General features: G+C 50.9%; 25 protein-coding genes. 12 read left to right on the forward strand and 13 right to left on the reverse strand.

Going from position 1 to position 16,835, the window contains the following annotated elements; all coding sequences use genetic code 11:
* Positions 1-27 precede the first annotated feature (27 nt).
* From KTR07_RS16345 to KTR07_RS16400, 12 genes are all read left to right on the forward strand, one after another.
* On the forward strand, positions 28-1,329 hold the full coding sequence (locus KTR07_RS16345; protein ID WP_254306557.1) for a SusC/RagA family TonB-linked outer membrane protein: 1,302 nt from the start codon (positions 28-30) through the stop codon (positions 1,327-1,329).
* Between the two features lie 267 nt (positions 1,330-1,596).
* Complete coding sequence (locus tag KTR07_RS16350; RefSeq protein WP_004322003.1) at positions 1,597-2,130, forward strand: hypothetical protein; 534 nt, start codon at positions 1,597-1,599, stop codon at positions 2,128-2,130.
* A gap of 225 nt (positions 2,131-2,355) precedes the next feature.
* Positions 2,356-2,574, forward strand: coding sequence for a hypothetical protein (locus KTR07_RS16355; RefSeq protein WP_004322004.1), 219 nt, complete (start codon positions 2,356-2,358; stop codon positions 2,572-2,574).
* An 11-nt stretch (positions 2,575-2,585) separates the two neighbouring features.
* Positions 2,586-2,807 carry a hypothetical protein gene (locus tag KTR07_RS16360; RefSeq protein ID WP_004322005.1) on the forward strand — a complete coding sequence of 74 codons (222 nt, stop codon included), beginning with the start codon at positions 2,586-2,588 and terminating at the stop codon, positions 2,805-2,807.
* Between the two features lie 19 nt (positions 2,808-2,826).
* Positions 2,827-3,117 carry a hypothetical protein gene (locus tag KTR07_RS16365; protein WP_004322006.1) on the forward strand — a complete coding sequence of 97 codons (291 nt, stop codon included), beginning with the start codon at positions 2,827-2,829 and terminating at the stop codon, positions 3,115-3,117.
* 9 nt (positions 3,118-3,126) lie between these two features.
* Positions 3,127-3,720, forward strand: coding sequence for a hypothetical protein (locus tag KTR07_RS16370; protein ID WP_004322007.1), 594 nt, complete (start codon positions 3,127-3,129; stop codon positions 3,718-3,720).
* Positions 3,721-3,737: 17 nt separating this feature from the next.
* Complete coding sequence (locus KTR07_RS16375) at positions 3,738-4,160, forward strand: PcfK-like family protein (RefSeq protein ID WP_004322008.1); 423 nt, start codon at positions 3,738-3,740, stop codon at positions 4,158-4,160.
* 4 nt (positions 4,161-4,164) lie between these two features.
* Positions 4,165-5,499 carry a PcfJ domain-containing protein gene (locus KTR07_RS16380; RefSeq protein ID WP_004322009.1) on the forward strand — a complete coding sequence of 445 codons (1,335 nt, stop codon included), beginning with the start codon at positions 4,165-4,167 and terminating at the stop codon, positions 5,497-5,499.
* A 27-nt stretch (positions 5,500-5,526) separates the two neighbouring features.
* Positions 5,527-5,784 carry a hypothetical protein gene (locus KTR07_RS16385; protein ID WP_004322010.1) on the forward strand — a complete coding sequence of 86 codons (258 nt, stop codon included), beginning with the start codon at positions 5,527-5,529 and terminating at the stop codon, positions 5,782-5,784.
* 11 nt (positions 5,785-5,795) lie between these two features.
* Complete coding sequence (locus KTR07_RS16390) at positions 5,796-6,014, forward strand: DUF3873 family protein (RefSeq protein WP_004322011.1); 219 nt, start codon at positions 5,796-5,798, stop codon at positions 6,012-6,014.
* Positions 6,011-6,256 (forward strand): hypothetical protein, encoded by a 246-nt coding sequence (locus KTR07_RS16395; RefSeq protein ID WP_004322012.1) that lies wholly within the window; start codon positions 6,011-6,013, stop codon positions 6,254-6,256. Before KTR07_RS16390 ends, KTR07_RS16395 begins: the two co-directional genes overlap by 4 nt.
* Positions 6,257-6,316: 60 nt before the next feature.
* Positions 6,317-6,520 carry a hypothetical protein gene (locus KTR07_RS16400; RefSeq protein ID WP_008156960.1) on the forward strand — a complete coding sequence of 68 codons (204 nt, stop codon included), beginning with the start codon at positions 6,317-6,319 and terminating at the stop codon, positions 6,518-6,520.
* A 122-nt stretch (positions 6,521-6,642) separates the two neighbouring features.
* On the opposite strand, the gene KTR07_RS16405 is transcribed toward KTR07_RS16400, so the two are convergent.
* From KTR07_RS16405 to KTR07_RS16465, 13 genes are all read right to left on the reverse strand, one after another.
* A complete protein-coding gene (locus KTR07_RS16405) occupies positions 6,643-7,626 on the reverse strand; it encodes a phage exclusion protein Lit family protein (RefSeq protein WP_004322013.1) in 984 nt (327 codons plus the stop codon).
* A 94-nt stretch (positions 7,627-7,720) separates the two neighbouring features.
* Positions 7,721-8,242: a glycoside hydrolase family protein gene (locus tag KTR07_RS16410; protein ID WP_004322014.1), complete on the reverse strand. Its 522-nt coding sequence runs from the start codon at positions 8,240-8,242 to the stop codon at positions 7,721-7,723.
* Positions 8,239-8,748, reverse strand: coding sequence for a DUF3872 domain-containing protein (locus KTR07_RS16415; protein WP_004322015.1), 510 nt, complete (start codon positions 8,746-8,748; stop codon positions 8,239-8,241). Before KTR07_RS16415 ends, KTR07_RS16410 begins: the two co-directional genes overlap by 4 nt.
* Positions 8,749-8,753: 5 nt before the next feature.
* Positions 8,754-9,647: a toprim domain-containing protein gene (locus KTR07_RS16420; RefSeq protein WP_007841022.1), complete on the reverse strand. Its 894-nt coding sequence runs from the start codon at positions 9,645-9,647 to the stop codon at positions 8,754-8,756.
* A gap of 12 nt (positions 9,648-9,659) precedes the next feature.
* Positions 9,660-10,217, reverse strand: coding sequence for a conjugal transfer protein TraO (locus KTR07_RS16425; RefSeq protein ID WP_004322018.1), 558 nt, complete (start codon positions 10,215-10,217; stop codon positions 9,660-9,662).
* Positions 10,214-11,212 (reverse strand): conjugative transposon protein TraN, encoded by a 999-nt coding sequence (traN, locus tag KTR07_RS16430; RefSeq protein WP_004322020.1) that lies wholly within the window; start codon positions 11,210-11,212, stop codon positions 10,214-10,216. Before traN ends, KTR07_RS16425 begins: the two co-directional genes overlap by 4 nt.
* 79 nt (positions 11,213-11,291) lie before the next feature.
* Positions 11,292-12,623 carry a conjugative transposon protein TraM gene (gene traM / locus KTR07_RS16435; protein ID WP_004322021.1) on the reverse strand — a complete coding sequence of 444 codons (1,332 nt, stop codon included), beginning with the start codon at positions 12,621-12,623 and terminating at the stop codon, positions 11,292-11,294.
* Between the two features lie 19 nt (positions 12,624-12,642).
* Positions 12,643-13,731, reverse strand: a complete 1,089-nt coding sequence (locus KTR07_RS16440) for a hypothetical protein (RefSeq protein ID WP_004322022.1) — start codon at positions 13,729-13,731, stop codon at positions 12,643-12,645.
* Complete coding sequence (locus tag KTR07_RS16445; protein ID WP_008761198.1) at positions 13,728-13,994, reverse strand: TraL conjugative transposon family protein; 267 nt, start codon at positions 13,992-13,994, stop codon at positions 13,728-13,730. The genes KTR07_RS16440 and KTR07_RS16445 overlap by 4 nt, the downstream gene beginning before the upstream one ends.
* A complete protein-coding gene (gene traK / locus KTR07_RS16450; protein ID WP_004322024.1) occupies positions 13,994-14,617 on the reverse strand; it encodes a conjugative transposon protein TraK in 624 nt (207 codons plus the stop codon). Before traK ends, KTR07_RS16445 begins: the two co-directional genes overlap by 1 nt.
* A gap of 81 nt (positions 14,618-14,698) precedes the next feature.
* A complete protein-coding gene (gene traJ / locus KTR07_RS16455; RefSeq protein WP_007841019.1) occupies positions 14,699-15,724 on the reverse strand; it encodes a conjugative transposon protein TraJ in 1,026 nt (341 codons plus the stop codon).
* A gap of 3 nt (positions 15,725-15,727) precedes the next feature.
* Positions 15,728-16,366 carry a DUF4141 domain-containing protein gene (locus tag KTR07_RS16460; protein WP_004322026.1) on the reverse strand — a complete coding sequence of 213 codons (639 nt, stop codon included), beginning with the start codon at positions 16,364-16,366 and terminating at the stop codon, positions 15,728-15,730.
* Positions 16,367-16,393: 27 nt separating this feature from the next.
* Positions 16,394-16,807, reverse strand: coding sequence for a DUF3876 domain-containing protein (locus KTR07_RS16465; RefSeq protein WP_004322027.1), 414 nt, complete (start codon positions 16,805-16,807; stop codon positions 16,394-16,396).
* Between the last annotated feature and the right edge of the window lie 28 nt (positions 16,808-16,835).

Below are 16,835 nucleotides of genomic sequence, written 5' to 3' on the forward strand. Positions count from 1 at the left end.
CAATCAATGAATAACGAATATAATATTATGAAACAGAAGATTCGATTTAAGTTGACGGATAGATACTTAGTCCTACTAATATGCTTTTTAGGATATATATCAACCGTATCAGCACAGTCTCATAAAATTTCCGGTGTGGTAGTTGATGAAGGAAAGTCTCCTATCATTGGAGCTACAATCCAAGTGAAGGGTGCTAACAACGGAACCATTACAGACATTGACGGTAACTTCTCGCTGGAAGTAAAAAATCCCAAGGCCCAGTTACAGATATCGTATATCGGATTTACTACTATAACTGTTCCGGTACAGTTAAAAGGGAAGATGACGATTACAATGCAGGAAGCATCACGCAATTTGGACGAGGTGGTGGTCATCGGCTATGGAACTGTTCGTAAATCCGACCTTTCCGGTTCGGTAAGTGCTGTCAGTATGAAGAATGAAGCTGAGATTATGCCTATCACAAGTGCCGACCAGTTTTTGCAGGGACGTATAGCGGGCGTCAGTATCGCAGCTAACAGTGGTGCACCCGGAGCGGGCATGAATATTCAAATACGTGGTGTCTCTACACTGTCAGGCAATACAGACCCGCTTTATGTAGTCGACGGTTTCCCGATAGAGGCTGCAACAGCAAGTGTAAATGGTGGCACCAGTGAGTTGAGCCAACAGCCGGCGATGAATCCGCTAGCTTCCATCAATCCCAATGATATTGAATCTATCCAGGTTCTGAAAGATGCTTCCGCAACGGCTATTTATGGTTCACGTGCTACGAACGGAGTTATTCTGATCACAACCAAACAGGGAAAAGAAGGAAAAGTCAATGTGAATTACAATGCCCGTGTAGATATTTCCAACATTTCCAAACGCTATAATTTACTGAATGCTCATGACTATGCGCTTTTTGAGAATGAATTGGATCGAACCTCTAACGGCTACGATATGCAAGGAAACGTCATTCCAAGTACAAAAGTCCCCAGACATACAGATGATGCCTTGGAAAGATATAAGATTTATTCAACTGACTGGCAGGACTTAATGTACCAGACGGCAGTATCTCAGGACCACCAGTTGGCTGTCAATGGTGGTAACAAGATGACTCAATATAATATTACTGCCGGCTACACCGATCAAGAAGGTATTATTATGAATACTGGACTCGAACGTTATTCTTTCCGTCTGAATCTTAAATCTGAGCTTGCCAAGCGTTTAGTTTTGCAACTGAACACAAGTTATTCACAGACTGAGCAGAAGCAAACGTCGCACTCTCAATCTTCAAGTATGAACCAAATGGTAAGACACAATAAAAATTGTATCTTTCAAGCTATGAGATAATTAACAGAGAAACAAAACAGACTTGTTAACGGTTTAGAAACCAGCGAACTTCTATAATCTGCCTCATTTTGCATCAAGCGAAAGAACGTCCTTACTTTTTGCAAAGGTACAAAACAGTCCCCGTCTTTGCAAAATTTCCCGCAATTTTATTTCGCCCGCAAATTTTATCCTCCATCATTTTTCCTGTTCTGAAAACGGCTTCCGGCTTGATGTGCGCAAGCCCATTTCAGAAGCAGCACAAGCAAAGAAAAGCCCACGACGACCACAATGTCACCAGTGACACTGCCATCGTCGCGGACACTTCTTTTATGTGCTTGTGCTGAACGGCCAAGACCGTCTTATTCGTTTTTCTTTTTTCGTTTCCGTTGTCAGCCGGAAATGCCGCCGGATGCAGGACACGGCAAGCGTGAATCTGCTCCTGCGACTATTCCCGGCTGTCATGTGTGGCCTGTCTTCCAACCGTCTTGCCCTGCCGTTGCCAATCGGAGCAATGGCAGGCAAGACCATTTTCAGACAGATGCCGCCGGAGGAACACCCGCGACCGCAAGCCATGCCCGCATGACAATGACGGTCACGGGACTTCCGTCACGGCGGCAGGAAAGCGAGGCTTTCCCTTGTCAGTTGCGCCGCCCTTTCGATTTTCCTGTGGCGCGTTGCGCCATTTCACATACTTCCCCCTTTTCCTTTCCGTCTCTCCAAGTGTATGCCAATGTCCCCATGCCGCCATTCCAGACGGCATCAGTGGTCATTTTCGTTGCAGGGGCAAAGGTAAAGACGGGATTAGGAACACAAATTTTTTAGCCACAATCTCCACACTTCGCAGGCTCAGGTAGTATTCTGTCGAAAAAATTTGCTGAACCTACTCCCCTGACCTTTGCTTTTTCCCCTGAAACGAAAACGACCGGTGCGCGGTCGGAAGACGTCACAAGGAGACATCGGACATACGGAGAGGCGAAAAGAAAAAGGACTCGACCCGACCTCCCCATCCGAGCAAGACAAGTAACAACAATCTAAAAATTGGAAGATATGAGAATGACATTGAACGACATCGGAAAGGCTATGCGGAGCGTATTGTCCGCAATGGTGAGAGCAGCATGGGGCATTACCCTTTGCGCAGGAGGTTTGGCGGTGGGCATCGCAGGGGAAATCCTGCTGGGTATGTTGAACTTCATGTTCGGCATCCTCACCGCCCTGCTTTCAGTAGTGGCAGCTATCGGAATTTTCATTTGGTTATTAACCCTTTAATTCATACGGATATGGCGAAAAGACACAGCAAGACAGTGGCACAACAATGCAGGTATTACGAGGTGGACAACATCTTCGAGTATATGGTAGAGGTGTGCATCAACGGTAACTTTTCCTCATTCAGGAGGTTGTACCACGAGTTGAACAAGGAGGCAAGAAAGGACTTCATCGCCTTTCTCATCTTGGAATGCCCGCCCCAATACCACATAGAGATTTTACAGAAAACCGTATAACCATCTTAAATTACAGACAATGGAAACTTTTGACTTTTATATGGATTGCAAGGTAACTTGCTGGGAACGTACCCGCTTCTCCATCAAAGCGAACAGCTATGAAGAAGCCAAATCCATCATTCTTTCATGGGAAGATAAAGACGTGAACAGCCATATCGGTATGGACGAGAACGTCATCTATTGCGACTACGAATTGAACCCCGAAACGGTGGAAGGACTGTCCCCTGCGGAAAACGACAACAACCCTACGATGGAAATCTACGGACGGGATGACGAGTTGTTTTATCACAATATGTTGGACGAACAATAGAGCAAAGTTATGAGAACGGAAACGAGGAAATACGAAGTTTACAAGGTGGACGAGCTTTCGGACAAGGCGAAAGAGAACGCCTATTGGAAGTGGTTGAAAGGCTTTGAATATGACGCATCCGACAACAGGGCAACGTTGAAAGCCTTTGAGGAGATTTTCAAGGTAAAGGTAAGCAGGTGGAATTATGATGCCTGTACCTATAATTTCCAATTCATCTCAAATTACAGCGGGGAAGAGGAAGAACTGTGCGGTGTGCGGTTGCTGAAATTCATCGTGAACAACTATTGGCACAACCTTTTCAAGCCCAAGACCTATTGGCACAAAAAGGACTTCCACAAACAGCGCAGAAGTCGGATATCCGTAACCAATGATTGTGTGCTGACGGGTTATTGTGCGGACATGGACATACTGAAACCCATATACGACTTTCTGAAAGTCCCCGACAAGCATACGAACTTGTATGACTTGATGAATGACTGCATCGACAGCTTTTTCCGCTTTTGCAGGGATGATGTGGAATATGCTAGCAACGAGGAAGCCTTTGAGCGTGATTGCGAAGCCAACGAATACGAGTTTTTATCCAACGGAGAATTTTTCAAATAACTAAAATACATACAGATATGAACGGAACAGACCATTTCAAGCGGACCATCCAAGCCTATTTGGACAGCCGTGCGGCGGAGGACAAGCTGTTTGCAGCAAGTTACAGCAAGCCGAACAAGAACATGGACGATTGCATCACCTATTTGTTGCATTGGGCGAAAAGCCAATGCAATGGAGGCAACGGCATAGGCGTTACCGCAGGGGAAGTCTTGTCGCAAGCGGTACACTATTTTGACGAGGACGACATCGACATCGGCAAACCAATCCCGTGCCAAGTCATGGTATGCGGAGTTGAACTGACGGACGAGGAAAAGGCGGAAGCAAGGCAGAGAGCCATCCGCCAATACCAAGACGAGGAACTGCGCAAGATGCAAAACCGGAACAAGGCTAAGGCGAACCAAAAGACAAACGCACAACAAGTTGAACTTTCATTATTCTGAACCTATGAAACCCAAGACACCCATACAGAAAGAAGTCATCCGTCTGAGCGCAACCCTGCCCGAACTGACAAACGCACAGAGAACCTACGCTTTCCACCATTGTTTCAAGCACTACGGCAGGCGGACTGCAAAAGGCGTCATTACCTGCACGGAGTGCGGACACGCATGGAAAAGCGGACACAGCCTTGCCGACACGCTTTGCGGATGCACCTGCCCGAACTGCGGCACGGCATTGGAAATCACGGACACCCGAAAGAGGGTGTTCGTGGACAACGAGTATTTCTCCATCATCACCACCTGCAAAGGCTACCAGGTAATACGTTTCTTTTTCGTCAGGAGCCGTCAGAAAGTCGGGCAAAAGGCGGAGTATTCCATCTTTGAGGTGGCACAGCGGTGGATTGCTCCTGACGGCAAGTCCGAGACAGTGGCAAGGTTGCGTGGCTTTTCACTTCTCTACTACGACTTGTGGAACGAGGACAGCCCGATGGAAATCCGCAGGAACAACCAGCATAAGGTGTATGACATTGACCCGATATGCACCTATCCACGCCGACGGATTATCCCCGAAATTAAGCGAAATGGCTTTGACGGCAACCTGCACGGCATACTGCCTTACGACTTCTTCAAGGCTATCCTTTCGGACAGCCGTGCGGAAACATTGCTGAAGTCGGGCAACATCGAACACTTGCGCTATTTCCTCTCCCGTCCGCAGGTACTTGACAGATGTTGGAACTCGTACAAGATAGCCATGCGGAATAAATATGCCATAACCGACATCTCATTGTGGTGCGACCTCGTATATCTCTTAGAGAGATTGGGAAAAGATTTGCGCAACCCCCGTTTCATATGCCCGCCCGATTTCAAGGCGGCTCACGACCTGTATATGGGGAAACGGCAAGTCCAATTGGAGCGTGAACGGCAGCAGCAACACAGGGAGTGGGAAGCCGAGCGGTTGGAGCGTGAGCGGAAGCGTCTGGAAGAAATGGCGAAAGAGAAAGACGAGTATATCCGAAAGAAAGCCGCATTCCTCAACCTTGTACTGACGGACGGTCTAATCATCGTCAAGGTGCTGCAAAGCGTGGACGAGTTCTACGAGGAGGGGAAAGCCATGCACCATTGCGTCTATGCCAACGCCTACTACAACAATGAGAACTCCCTGATACTTTCCGCACGGATAGACGAGCGACGCATCGAGACAGTGGAGGTGGACTTGCGGACATTAAAAGTGGTGCAGAGCCGTGGCGTATGCAACTCCAACACCGAATACCACGACCGCATCATCAAATTGGTGGAGGACAATGCCGAGCAGATACGGAAACGGATGAAAGAAGCAGCGTAATCGTTTAACAACTTAATACTTATTGATATGGAAGTGAGAATAGAAAACATGATTTTCGGGTGGCACGAGAAACTGCCTGAAATGTTCATCGAATTGTTGAACACGCTTGTACTGACAAAGGACGAGCAGGATGTAAGGGGGGTAATGGAGGTGTTCGCCCGAAAGAAACTTTTCAACGCCCTTTTCGCATTCGGGTATGGCGCACACCATCTGTGGGTGACACAGAAAAAGGCATCCGACCCCGACCAATGTTTGGAGAACAGATTACTGATTGTTGAATTTTAATTGATAAGGCTATGACAACAAGAATGACTATTAACGGAGTAAGCACCTGCACGGCAGGTGAGAAATACGAGAAATTCCAACTGAAAATCGGGCGCAAAGTCCGCACGATGTACCAATATGACTATCGGGACACCACAACGGGAGAACTGTTCTCCTGCGTGAAACCCACATTGGACGAGTGCAGGCGGTTGCGTGACGAATGGATTAAAGCGAAGGAGGGCAGACGATGAGCGCAGGATATGAAACGCTGATAGTGACGTTCAGCGACCCTATCAAGGTTTTGGACAATATGTTCGCCGATGCGGACGCATGGGGAACGGACAGCCTCAAAGGATGGGTGGAGGACTATGAAAGTACGAGGTTTACGCAGATAAACGGGCATACGGCAGTCATCACTTCCGAATACAACATGCCCTGCGTAAAGGAATGGCTCACACGCTGCACGGCTATCGCCGACATAAAGGAATTTTGAGTGCGTGGCGGTGGAAACACCGCCCACACTCCATTCGTAACAACTGAAAAAACAAGCGAAATGAAATACTATTTCATACTGACAGACGGCAGGGACGCATGGGTGCAGTTCGTTTACCTGCCCACGCAAGATGAAGCGTCCGGTTATATCCGAGATTTGCGGAGCGTGGGAATATCCGTACACGGGTATAACCTTTGGAACAAGGACACACGCCCCATTGCCGAGCGCACACTTGAGCGTGTGCTGCAAAGGATAAAGCGGTAAAATCGGGCGGCAGGCTTGCCGCCCGCTACTTTCTTTCATGAGCAGGTCGGCGGATAAGAAAGTAGCAAAGAAACCGTTGCCCCCATCTTCGATAAGATGGAAAAATCCAATGAAGTCATTAATTATATATCCCAGTCTGGTTTGATAATTGTAGGATAACGTTGTTGCCTGACAATCTTTAATTTTTCTATATAATATAAATATATCTCTTTGTATGAACCAAACCCCGGTTGCTGCATATCCTCTTTGATGGATAAGCCATCAAAAACAAGAAGCCATAATCTTAAAGCAACCCCTAAATAGCCCCAAAGAAGATCCATTTCGTGCAATTCCAGTTTAGTAACCAAATTTTCTATTCGAACATCCATATCTGGATGGGTTCCACCACCAGAAATAGAATCCTCTCCCATTAATAAAAGGGCTGCTAATGTAGTTGCAATTCCTGCCTTATAGGTTCTTCCCCATGCAGAGTTATATTCAGTTTGAATAAAGCTAATTGCCATATCATCTGCTGCAATTTCATCATTTATTGAACGAGAAAGCGTTTGCTGTATTTGTGTATGCCCCAAATAATTATGTGAAAACTCGTGAGCATATATAAATGCTATTGCAGCACAATAGACATCATTCGCATGGCTTATAATATTTTCAAATTGCTGCGGATTACAGATATTTGGAGTAACCCAATATGCATCTCTATTAAAGTTATGTAATAATTGCCGTCCTCTGAAAAAACAATCATTGCCATATTCTACATCTATCATATTGGGCTTATATCCATTTTTATTAATACCAACAGCATCCATCATAGGGATATGTATAACATTTTCAAAATATGCGATAAGATAGACACAAACAGACCATAAATACTGACAGAAATTTTCGTTGATATATATATGATTTAATTTATTATTATCTTTTTTAATTTCCGCAACATCACTAATAGCTTTCTCATCTCTTATGAAAGTAAATCGGCGAGAAAAATTATTGCTATTGCAATCATTTTTTACAGCATCTAATAACTCAAAAACTTTTTCAATATATTGAATAACATCATCAGATAACTGTTCTACAGGTAAATAATAGATTTCTTTCGGCTCTTTCATTTTTCGAAAATTTATTTGTAAAGATAATATGTTTATTTGTATTGGAAGCAAAAATTCCTTGCGAAATTATTTACCGCAAGGAATTTTAATCATATCACGGAATATATAGCAACGCAAATTCTGTTTTTCTTCGATTGAATAGCATGGCGTGCTGCTTTCCTTTGTACCGGCAGTAAGCGATATATTCACGGTAAATGTCTCGATTCCCGGCTTCCAGCTTGCGGATGAGTTTGCTTTTCGGGTGTCCGCCGTGACCAAGCAATACCCCTTGACCCACATTGAAACTTAATACGGTAAGAAGCAAGGCATCTTTACCAAATTTGCGGAACAGCTTGTAGCGCACCGCCAAATCCTTGCGGAGCAGGGCTTCGGCTTCCGCCTCCGTCATGTCATAGGAAAGGTTTTCGTTGGGCAACCTGCGATGCCCGTAGCCGTAGTAGGGGTAATCGGAACGGTCGTGCAGTCCCTCGTACTTTTTTATCAGTTCAACGGCGATGTCAGCCTTGGGATGATTGTTAAACGATGCCAGCAGTTCCGCCATGCTGTCCGTGTCTTGTGCCGGCAGGCTGCCACAGAGGGCAGCCGCCAGCAGCAGGAGCAACGCCTTGCGCATCATCGGCTGGCGTTCAAGGTGTCAGACACAGCGACGCCTCCCTCCGTTTCCGCGTCCGAGTCGTTGTTGAACTCCAATTCCCACTCGCAGGCATTGCCGAAATTGTCCTCCACCGTGATGGTCAGGCTTTGCGACTCGTCGCACTCCGAGGTGTAATATAGGCGGAATTTTTCGTTCTCCAGCAGGTAGCGGTCGTTGGGCTGCAACACCAAGCCGTTATCCAGCTTCAACGTGCCCTCCCCGTCGTATTGGAAATAGCGGATGGTATAGACCGCCCCGTCAAACTCGCCCTCGCGTACCAGTTCGCAACGGATTTCCGCCGTCTCGCCCTGCGCCAGTTCCTTCGGCACGGGCATGGCTTCCACCGTGAACGGATAGGCTTGCGTCACGTCCAAATCGTCATCGCAGGCGGTGAAGCATACAGAGAGCAGCCCCAGACAAAGGGTTGCCAATGATTTTACTATGTTTCTTTTCACTTTCCGTGTATTGTTTAATTTGTTCATGTTCATAACCGTTACATTTTAAGTTTGATGTTCTTGTTGTTCTTCTCGTTTTGTTTCAGACGGCTTTGCAGATACTCGTTCAAGTCCTTGCATCCGCCGTAGATGCCGGAGCAGTCCGACACCCTTTCGCCGTAACGTGTGCGCAGGGCTTCCAATGTCCGCCGCCCGGCTTCGTCGTTGTCAAGGTGGCACCGCACCGTTCCGTAGCCGTCCAGATGCCGGTACGCCCTCGCCACATTGGACACCGAGTTGAGGACAAGGTGGTCCTCCCCGCCGCCGATGCCTAATGCACGGGCGGAAAGGTAGTCCACGAAGCCCTCGTACACGTTGCAAACGGCAGAGCCTGACGGCAGCAGGGTGACGTCCTTTGGCGGCACACAGCCCTTGAAGAACGGGTTGCGTATCTCGTAGCCGCCACCGCAGTTGCCGAAAGCCACGGCGAAATACCGTTTCCCGTGCGTGGAGTAGCGCATCTCCTTGCAGTTCGCGATGGCTATGGCGGACGGTATGCCCCTTTCTTGCAGGTAATGGAGTAACGCCCGGCTCTGCAAGGGCAGCACTTCCACGTCCTCGAAGCTGTGTCCGGCTGGTTGCCGCACTTCGGGGGTGCGGCGTTGCTCATAGTCCTGCAACGGCATGTCCGCCACCTCCGCCACATACCTCGCCTGTGTGAGGAAGTCGCCGCTTTGGATGAACTCCCCCGCAAGGGCGAAGATGTTACCGCCCTTGCCCTCGCCAAAATCAAACCAGAGGTTCTTTTCCGGGTTTACCTTGAAGGAAGGCGTGTGTTCCTCCCGGTACGGCGACCTGTACCAGATGGCGTTGGCACGTCTTTGCACGGGATGATGCCCCAGCCGTGCAAGGAAGTCCTCCAGCGGATAGCGTTTCATCGCTTCTATATCCATATAGGCGCACATTCAGTTGATGATGAACTTCACGCCTATCCCGTATTCCGTGTGGCACACGCCCATGCTGCCGCCCCACAGGAAGCGTTCACGCAGCGAGGCCGTCAGCGCAATGAAGTCCACGAGGTACAGCTCCATTTCCAGCGTGGCGGCGCAGCCATAGACAAAGGCGTCCTTGTTGTTCAGCCTCGCCCCGTCGTACAGCGTCTTTCCGCCCCAGTTCACCGTCTCGTACCCGGCAAGGGCTGACGCGCCAGCGTAGAAGAACACCACCTTTTTCGCGTCCGAGAGGAAGTTGTAGTAGTAACCGCCCTCCGCCGTGAACTGTGCCGCAGGGATGGTCGTACTCCGGTATCCGTGGCTGGTTTTCAGGTATTCCAGCCCGTACACCCACTTGTTCCCACCTTTCGCGTAGCTCGAAAGCATGGCTCCCAGCACATAGCCGTCCGCCTCGTTCAGCCCGGCTCTCAACTCGATGCCCCGCATCTTCGGCAGGCACCGTTGGGCTTCCGCCCGTCCTGCCAGGAGGACGAACAGAAGCGTTACAATAAACAGTACCTTTCCTTTCATCGCACGCGCAGTTCGTTGATGGTTTCAGCCTGTACCAAGTCCTCGTTCTCCACGGTAAACGTCTGGTGGCGTCCGCCGTCCTTCTCGTTCATCTCCACCACGAGCTGCTTGCCGTCGGGGATGGTGAACTTCGGAAGGCAGAACACCGTGCGTTCGGACCGCTTCCCGGCTACACGGACGGCGTAGTTGTAGGCGCGGAGCGGGAACAGCACCTGTTCCTGCATGGCGGTACGCTTCGCCACCTTCTTGTCCACAATCTTGAACGTGATGTAGTCCACGTCAAACGGCACATTGCTTTGGTTCTTTATCTCCGTGTAGAAATACAGCAGGTCATTGTGGACATAAATCCCTTTCAGCAGGTACTGGATGCCGAAACGCTTGCAGCCGATGTGCTTCACCTTGCGCTTGTCCTCCTTGTGCAGCGACTTCATGATGAGGTGTACCAGCATCGGGCTTTCGCTGCCCAGTTCCTTCAGGTAGATTTCCTGCGCGTTGTTCGGTCGGTTCACCGTGCTGCCGTCGTGGATAAAGTCCTTCATTTCCACGTTCAGGATAAGCGGCTCATCGGCGTATTTCACATTAAATGTGTAAAATGACCCGTCCTCCGTGATGACGCTCATGTTCGTCTCGTTGCGGAAATTCTTGACCGTCGCCTTCACACGGATGACGTTCTCCGCACCGTCCGCCTTGCCCGCTATCAGGTTGGGCGAACCCAAGTCCACGTAGCGCACCGCCGCCGGAAACAGGATGTGGACGGTCTTGTCATACGTGACTTCCAAGCCGTGCGGCGGTATCATGCGGTCGAACATCAGCTTTTTCGTCAGACCGTGGTACAGGTCGCCGTCCTCCTCCGTCTGCGGATAGACGTCCTTCACCAGTTCCAGCCCGTCCTCCTTGGCGGTGGCAGTGCTGTCGTTCGTCACTCCCTGCGCGTAGCTCGCACAGGCGATGCCCATCAGCAGGGCAAACATTGTCATTACTTTCTTGATACTCATTTTACGTTGGATTTAGTGGTAAATAAAAATTAGTTTGTTGATTATTTTTTCTTTTTTTGCCTTTATGTTTTTGGACTGTTCATTCCTTTTCTTGGTAGAGCAATACCCTGTACCCTGACTTCAGATGTACCTTGACCGTGCGCATCCTTTTCGAGATGTACTGCGAGATGCCCTGTATCGCCCCTCGCCCCAAGTCGGAGGCGAGCTGCGCCCCCGCGTCGGTCGATATGTTGATGCTGCTTCCGAGCGAGCTGCCCATGTTCGCCCCGATTTCCTTTGCCGCGTCTATCTCCATCGAGCCGGGTATGAAGATGCCCGCCTGCCCGTCGCTGTCGTACACCTCCAGTTCTACCGGGATGATGTTTCCCCCGTGTTCCAGCGAGGTGATGCCGATGCCGAGCCTTTCGCCCTGCAACCGTGCCGCGCCCACAAGGAGCGTGTTCCGGGGGATGACGCGCCCCGACACGCGCATCGGCTCCAGCAGCCGGAGCTTCACCGTCTGCCCGTCCGTCAGCGTCTGGTCGCCCTGCACACAGGCGGCGATGGTGTTCTTCCCCGTCGTTTCCTCCGCACCGATGGCGGTGTGGAAGCCGTAGTTGCGTTCCCCCGAATAGTCCGCGATGAACGCCGAGTCTGTCATGGGCTGCGGCAGGGCGGACACCACCGTCCGCCTTACATCGCTTACGGGTTCTGCCTTCATGCTCTTTTCGCCTGTACTCACAGAACCTCCCGTTTCATCGGGCTGTGCGGCTTGTCCGGCATTGTTGTCATTCTGGTACTTCGCCGCCAGCTCATAGGACTTTTCCAACAGGGCGACCTGTTCCTCCATCGTGGAAGGCTTGCTATCCTGCGCCACCAGCATGGCTTCCAGTTCGTCGATGCGCTCCCGGAGTTCCTCCTTTTCCGTGTCCTCCTTCGGCGGCTCGTAGAACGTGCCCAGCGAGGTGTTCAGCCGTTGGTAGGCGGCAGCGGAAGTGCGGATGCCCGCCTGTCTTTCGTCCGCCGTTTCCCCGTCGGTCGTTTCCGTCCGTGTCAGGCGGTAATCGTCCGAAGTGTCGGCATCGTCCGTTGGCGTGTCACCGTCGCTGTCGTTCCAGAACGCGGAGAGGTCGCCCACCATGCCCCGGCGTTCCTTCCGCTTGTTTTCCAAATCCTGCTGCTCGTAGGCTTTCGCCTTGTCCCCGATGATTTTGGAGTCTTCGGGCATGGGCATGTCCGTGTTGAATCCCTGTCCCTGCCGTTCTTTCTCCTTGTCCTCGGAGGACGGCGCGAAGATGAGCCACATACACCCGGCGAACAGCAGCACCATCAGCGGATAGACCAGCATCTTCTGCCTTTGCTGACGCTGTTGTTCCGTCAGCGGCTTTTTCTCTTTTGTTCTTGATTCATTCTTCTGTTCTTTTGTTTCCATCATCAGTTCAATTAGCTTGTCAAAGTCTGATTTTTATACCTTTATTCTCTTTGCTTACCTGATTCTGTAAGCGAATGGGCATTTTATGCGTACCCAAAGAAGCCGGATGGAGCTTTGGTTTGTTTTTATCCGGAAACAACCTGTGTTCCAAGCGTTCCAATCCTATCCGGGACTGTTCTTTGATGATGCGGTTATGATGCCCTACCATATGCTTGGGATAAGTATCGTCTCCCATGTCACAACGGATAATGTAATCCATCAACGCATCGCTTATTTTTCCGAATGATTCCGCCAACCCATACTTGACCAACAGAGGTTTCGGAATTTTTGTCTGCCCGTCCCATCCCTTTTGAGAGAGTCCATGAAGCACCATCCGTTCCCGGTGCAGGGCTTTCCGATAGTCGTCCGGGAACTTGCCCTGCACTTTCTGCTCGTACAAATCGGAGGCACTGCGCATAATCCGTCCTTTTTCCTCCTGGATGGCCGCATCGATGGAGTCCGCCGACCAGTGATTGTCCGCACGCATTTCCTTGGCCCGTTCCCATTCGAGGTCCTCTATCTTTTGGTACATATCCATCAGACCATGCCTGATGGCGGTCAGGTCTCCCGGATATTCCCCATGCAGGGCAAGCCGCTTCAAGTAGTCGAGTTCCTCGTCCTTCATGCAATACCCTACCAGCTTATGGGCGGTAGCCACTTCTTCCGGATTGGGCAGAGGACATAGGGTATGGCTTTTACCCGTATGGGCACTACAAAGCAGCGTGTACATGGCATTCAGTTTTTGGGGAAGTGTTTCATTCCCCATTTTCAATCCGGACAACAACCAGACCTGCTGTTTGCCCCAATCGGTTTGTTGCAGTACATCCATAACCTTGTGCCAGCCGCTGCGTTCCGTCTGGTCCAGATTCCGGAAGAAACGGTAATCCCAGAGTATTTTTGCCTGCTCTTCCGTAATTGCCGGGCGATGCCCGTTCCTTACGATGGAATCGGCAATGGCATTGTAATCCAAGCGAAGCACCTGATGGCAGAACTTCAAGGTCGGTTTCCATCGGAATCCGGCATCCTGCAAGTTTTCCATCTTTTCCCATATCCAATCTGATAATTTCATTGTGGATTCAAATTTGAGTGATACACCTTATTATATATTTCTAACTTCTCGATGTGCCGTATCTCCAATGCCTCTTCCCCTTTGCCGAAGCCGATGATTGCGGCGGCAGTCATGTAGAGACAGAGCGAGGCGAACACGGCAAATGCCGCAAGGACTATCCTAAGCCGTGCTTTGGGCGGCAGGGCGTCCAGCCTATTGCGTAACCAACCTTTCAGCCCGGTGGTCCACTTTTCAATGAGATTTTTCATCTTTCCCATACGCATTATCTTTCAATCGTCCGGATGTCCTTGTTCTCCAATACCGTGAAGCCCTCGATGGTGAAGCCGTTTGGGTTGTCGTCCGAGCGGCTCGCGTTGAGCAGGCGGCAGGCGGTTACTAATGTCCGTTCCGTCACGTTGCTCTCGCGGATAATCATCTGACGGGCGTATGTCCGCGCCTCGTAGGGATAGCGGTCGAAATTGCACACCACGCTGTCCACCTGCAACACTTGGTTGATGTTCCCGGCGATGATGCGGTTGTAGAAGCCCTTTTCGGCGAAGTCGGCGTAATAGTTGTACGCGCTCTTGTCTGCCAAGAGCAGGGCGCGTTTCACGTTGTGCTCTATCGCGCTTTTCTCCGGCGAGAGGGTGAAAAACAGTTCGTGGAAGCGGCGCACGTGTTCCCTGGCTTCCGCCGGGCGGTTCTGCGACAGGTCCTGCGAGAGCGCGAGCATAAGACTCTTGCCTCCATCGAGGACGTATATCTTCTGCCGTTGCGCCTCGGCGAAGCGGAAGGCGCACACCACCGAGCAGACCACCACGAGGGCGCAGGCCGCCGTATAGACGATGCCGAACAGACGTATCTGCCGGAAACTCGTCTCGATGTTCTTGAGTGATTTGAATTCCATTTTCTTCTTTTCGTCTTTTAATTGTTCAATAATCCGTTTTTAAGGGTCGGGCAACTCACGGAAACGGATTGTCCGGAATGCCTATCTTCGGAACAGCTTTCCCGCCGTTCCCTTGATGAGCTTGCCCGCGCGGCCTGCCACGTTTCCTGCGGCGGCTCCCGCCACGCTGCCGCCCAAAGCCCCGGCGGTGTTGATGTTCTTGTTGTAGCTGCCTATGCCGCCACCTGCTTGGATGATCCAGCCTGCCACCGTCGGGATGGTGAAGTAGCCCACGATGCCGATGATGAGGAACACGATGTACACCCCGTTGCTCGCCTCCACCGAGAAGTTCGGGTCGGTCTGCATCGCTTGTATGTCGTTCTGCAACATCAGAATCTGTATCTTCGCCAGTATGGTGCTGAACAAATCCGACACGGGAAGCCACAGGTAAATCTGTATGTAGCGGCTGAACCACGCCGAGAGCGTCGAGTGGAAGCCGTCCCATACGGCAAAGGCGAAGGCTACCGGTCCCAGGATGCTCAGCACCACGAGGAAGAACGTCCTGAGCGTGTCGATGATGAGCGCGGCTGCGGCGAACATCAGTTCCAGCAGTTCCCGGAACCAGTCACGCACCGTCTTCTTGATGTTGTACGCCGCCCGGTCCATGTACATCCCCGTCATCGTCACCAAGTCCGAGGGCGACCAGCCCAGCTCGTCCAACTGGCGGTCAAATTCCTCATCACTGGCGAGGTAGGCGGTCTCCGGGTTGCGCATCATCGCCTCGTATTCCAGTTTGTCTTTCTGCTCCCGGTACTCGTTCATGTCGAAGGTCTGTTCTTCGAGGATGCCGTGTACGCCCTGCACGATGGGGCTTAACACGCTGTTCATCGTACCCAACACGATGGTCGGGAAGAACAGGATGCACAAACCGAGCGCAAACGGGCGGAGCAGCGGGTACACGTCTATCGCCTCGGCGCGGGCGAGCGACTGCCACACGCGCACCGCCACGTAGAACAACGCGCCCAGCCCGGCAAGCCCTTTCGCCACGCCCGTCATGTCCGCGCACAGCGGCATCATCTCGTCGTAGAGCGAAAGGAGTATCTGGTGAAGGTTGTCGAACTCTCCCATAACTTACCAGTATTTTTCGTTGGGGTTTCCGTAGAGTCCTATCACCCGGTCCATGTCGTTCTTCTTCCTTGCCCGGAGGTAGGACACCGATATGGTCTTGTTCGTGTAGTAGCGCACGAGGTTGCGGTAGTTCATCAGGCTGCGGTAGGCGTTGTCGATAATCGCCAGCCGTTCCGCGTCCGTGAGCGACATCCCCGTCACGTTCACCACGTTCTTCAGGTCTTGCAGCACGTCCGAACTCTCGTCTATCAGCATGGTGTAGCCCGACGATATGGCGGCAAGCTCTTCCGGCGTGTAGTTCTCATCAGAGAGCATCTTCTGGTAGTTATCCACATAGATTTCTGATATTTCCATCACCAACCCGATGCTTTTCGACACCTTCACGCCGCCCTTCACCACGTCATGTACGGATTTCAGCGCGTCGTAATACTTCTTTCCCTGCTCAAACACTTTCTTGGTTTCCAAGAAGCCGTTGAGCGTGTTGGCTTTCGTGCCCGCCGTTTCCACCATCTCCTTGGCGGAGTTGATGATGCTCTGCGCGAGGTTCGTCGGGTCGGACACCACCCATTGGGCGTTTGCCGTGCCTGCACCTGCAAGGCACAGGCAGGCTGCCACCAATGGCATTTTCAGTTTTTGTCTCATATTCACATTGGATTTAGTGGTACATTCTTATTGTTCTTTCTTCTTTTCGCCATTGGCTGTTTCATCCGTGTTCACCCGGATATAGTCGCCGTTAGGCGAAAAGGACAGGATGTCCGTTTCCTCGTTGTATGCCACGTCGATGCGGAAGCCCGTGTTCAGGTAGAGGTTACCGTCCGCCTCCCTTTGCAGCAGGTAGGTCTCCGGCTTCAGTTTCCGGTGGACGCCCGCCCTGCGGAACAGCGTCACCTTGTAAAGTGCGCCCTCCTTGTACACCAATATGTCGGGCTTGCCCTCCACGCTCTGCCAGTTGCCGCAAATCTTCTCGCGGATGTCTTCGTTTTCTTTCATTACCGTCTCGCAGGCTTGCAGCATCAGCGACGCCAAGCCTATCAGACCGCCGCAAAGCAGCAGCCGTTGTGTCTTTGTCAGTTCAATGTTCATAATCTTCAATTCTTGTTTTTTTGTTGAT

Source organism: Bacteroides sp. MSK.20.82 (genome assembly GCF_019052485.1).
Lineage (GTDB): Bacteria > Bacteroidota > Bacteroidia > Bacteroidales > Bacteroidaceae > Bacteroides > Bacteroides thetaiotaomicron.

What these genes read in the sequence shown, in the direction of transcription:
- KTR07_RS16380 (WP_004322009.1), top strand. Translation starts at nt 4,165, where the DNA reads ATGAAACCCAAGACACCCATACAGAAAGAAGTCATCCGTCTGAGCGCA.
- KTR07_RS16360 (WP_004322005.1), top strand. Translation starts at nt 2,586, where the DNA reads ATGGCGAAAAGACACAGCAAGACAGTGGCACAACAATGCAGGTATTAC.
- KTR07_RS16390 (WP_004322011.1), top strand. Translation starts at nt 5,796, where the DNA reads ATGACAACAAGAATGACTATTAACGGAGTAAGCACCTGCACGGCAGGT.
- KTR07_RS16410 (WP_004322014.1), bottom strand. Translation starts at nt 8,242, where the DNA reads ATGATGCGCAAGGCGTTGCTCCTGCTGCTGGCGGCTGCCCTCTGTGGC.
- KTR07_RS16465 (WP_004322027.1), bottom strand. Translation starts at nt 16,807, where the DNA reads ATGAACATTGAACTGACAAAGACACAACGGCTGCTGCTTTGCGGCGGT.
- KTR07_RS16415 (WP_004322015.1), bottom strand. Translation starts at nt 8,748, where the DNA reads ATGAACATGAACAAATTAAACAATACACGGAAAGTGAAAAGAAACATA.
- KTR07_RS16405 (WP_004322013.1), bottom strand. Translation starts at nt 7,626, where the DNA reads ATGAAAGAGCCGAAAGAAATCTATTATTTACCTGTAGAACAGTTATCT.
- KTR07_RS16365 (WP_004322006.1), top strand. Translation starts at nt 2,827, where the DNA reads ATGGAAACTTTTGACTTTTATATGGATTGCAAGGTAACTTGCTGGGAA.
- KTR07_RS16445 (WP_008761198.1), bottom strand. Translation starts at nt 13,994, where the DNA reads ATGCGTATGGGAAAGATGAAAAATCTCATTGAAAAGTGGACCACCGGG.
- KTR07_RS16460 (WP_004322026.1), bottom strand. Translation starts at nt 16,366, where the DNA reads ATGAGACAAAAACTGAAAATGCCATTGGTGGCAGCCTGCCTGTGCCTT.
- KTR07_RS16425 (WP_004322018.1), bottom strand. Translation starts at nt 10,217, where the DNA reads ATGAAAGGAAAGGTACTGTTTATTGTAACGCTTCTGTTCGTCCTCCTG.
- KTR07_RS16345 (WP_254306557.1), top strand. Translation starts at nt 28, where the DNA reads ATGAAACAGAAGATTCGATTTAAGTTGACGGATAGATACTTAGTCCTA.
- KTR07_RS16420 (WP_007841022.1), bottom strand. Translation starts at nt 9,647, where the DNA reads ATGGATATAGAAGCGATGAAACGCTATCCGCTGGAGGACTTCCTTGCA.
- KTR07_RS16395 (WP_004322012.1), top strand. Translation starts at nt 6,011, where the DNA reads ATGAGCGCAGGATATGAAACGCTGATAGTGACGTTCAGCGACCCTATC.
- KTR07_RS16370 (WP_004322007.1), top strand. Translation starts at nt 3,127, where the DNA reads ATGAGAACGGAAACGAGGAAATACGAAGTTTACAAGGTGGACGAGCTT.
- KTR07_RS16440 (WP_004322022.1), bottom strand. Translation starts at nt 13,731, where the DNA reads ATGAAATTATCAGATTGGATATGGGAAAAGATGGAAAACTTGCAGGAT.
- KTR07_RS16385 (WP_004322010.1), top strand. Translation starts at nt 5,527, where the DNA reads ATGGAAGTGAGAATAGAAAACATGATTTTCGGGTGGCACGAGAAACTG.
- KTR07_RS16375 (WP_004322008.1), top strand. Translation starts at nt 3,738, where the DNA reads ATGAACGGAACAGACCATTTCAAGCGGACCATCCAAGCCTATTTGGAC.
- traJ (WP_007841019.1), bottom strand. Translation starts at nt 15,724, where the DNA reads ATGGGAGAGTTCGACAACCTTCACCAGATACTCCTTTCGCTCTACGAC.
- KTR07_RS16350 (WP_004322003.1), top strand. Translation starts at nt 1,597, where the DNA reads ATGTCACCAGTGACACTGCCATCGTCGCGGACACTTCTTTTATGTGCT.
- KTR07_RS16355 (WP_004322004.1), top strand. Translation starts at nt 2,356, where the DNA reads ATGAGAATGACATTGAACGACATCGGAAAGGCTATGCGGAGCGTATTG.
- traK (WP_004322024.1), bottom strand. Translation starts at nt 14,617, where the DNA reads ATGGAATTCAAATCACTCAAGAACATCGAGACGAGTTTCCGGCAGATA.
- traM (WP_004322021.1), bottom strand. Translation starts at nt 12,623, where the DNA reads ATGGAAACAAAAGAACAGAAGAATGAATCAAGAACAAAAGAGAAAAAG.
- KTR07_RS16400 (WP_008156960.1), top strand. Translation starts at nt 6,317, where the DNA reads ATGAAATACTATTTCATACTGACAGACGGCAGGGACGCATGGGTGCAG.
- traN (WP_004322020.1), bottom strand. Translation starts at nt 11,212, where the DNA reads ATGAGTATCAAGAAAGTAATGACAATGTTTGCCCTGCTGATGGGCATC.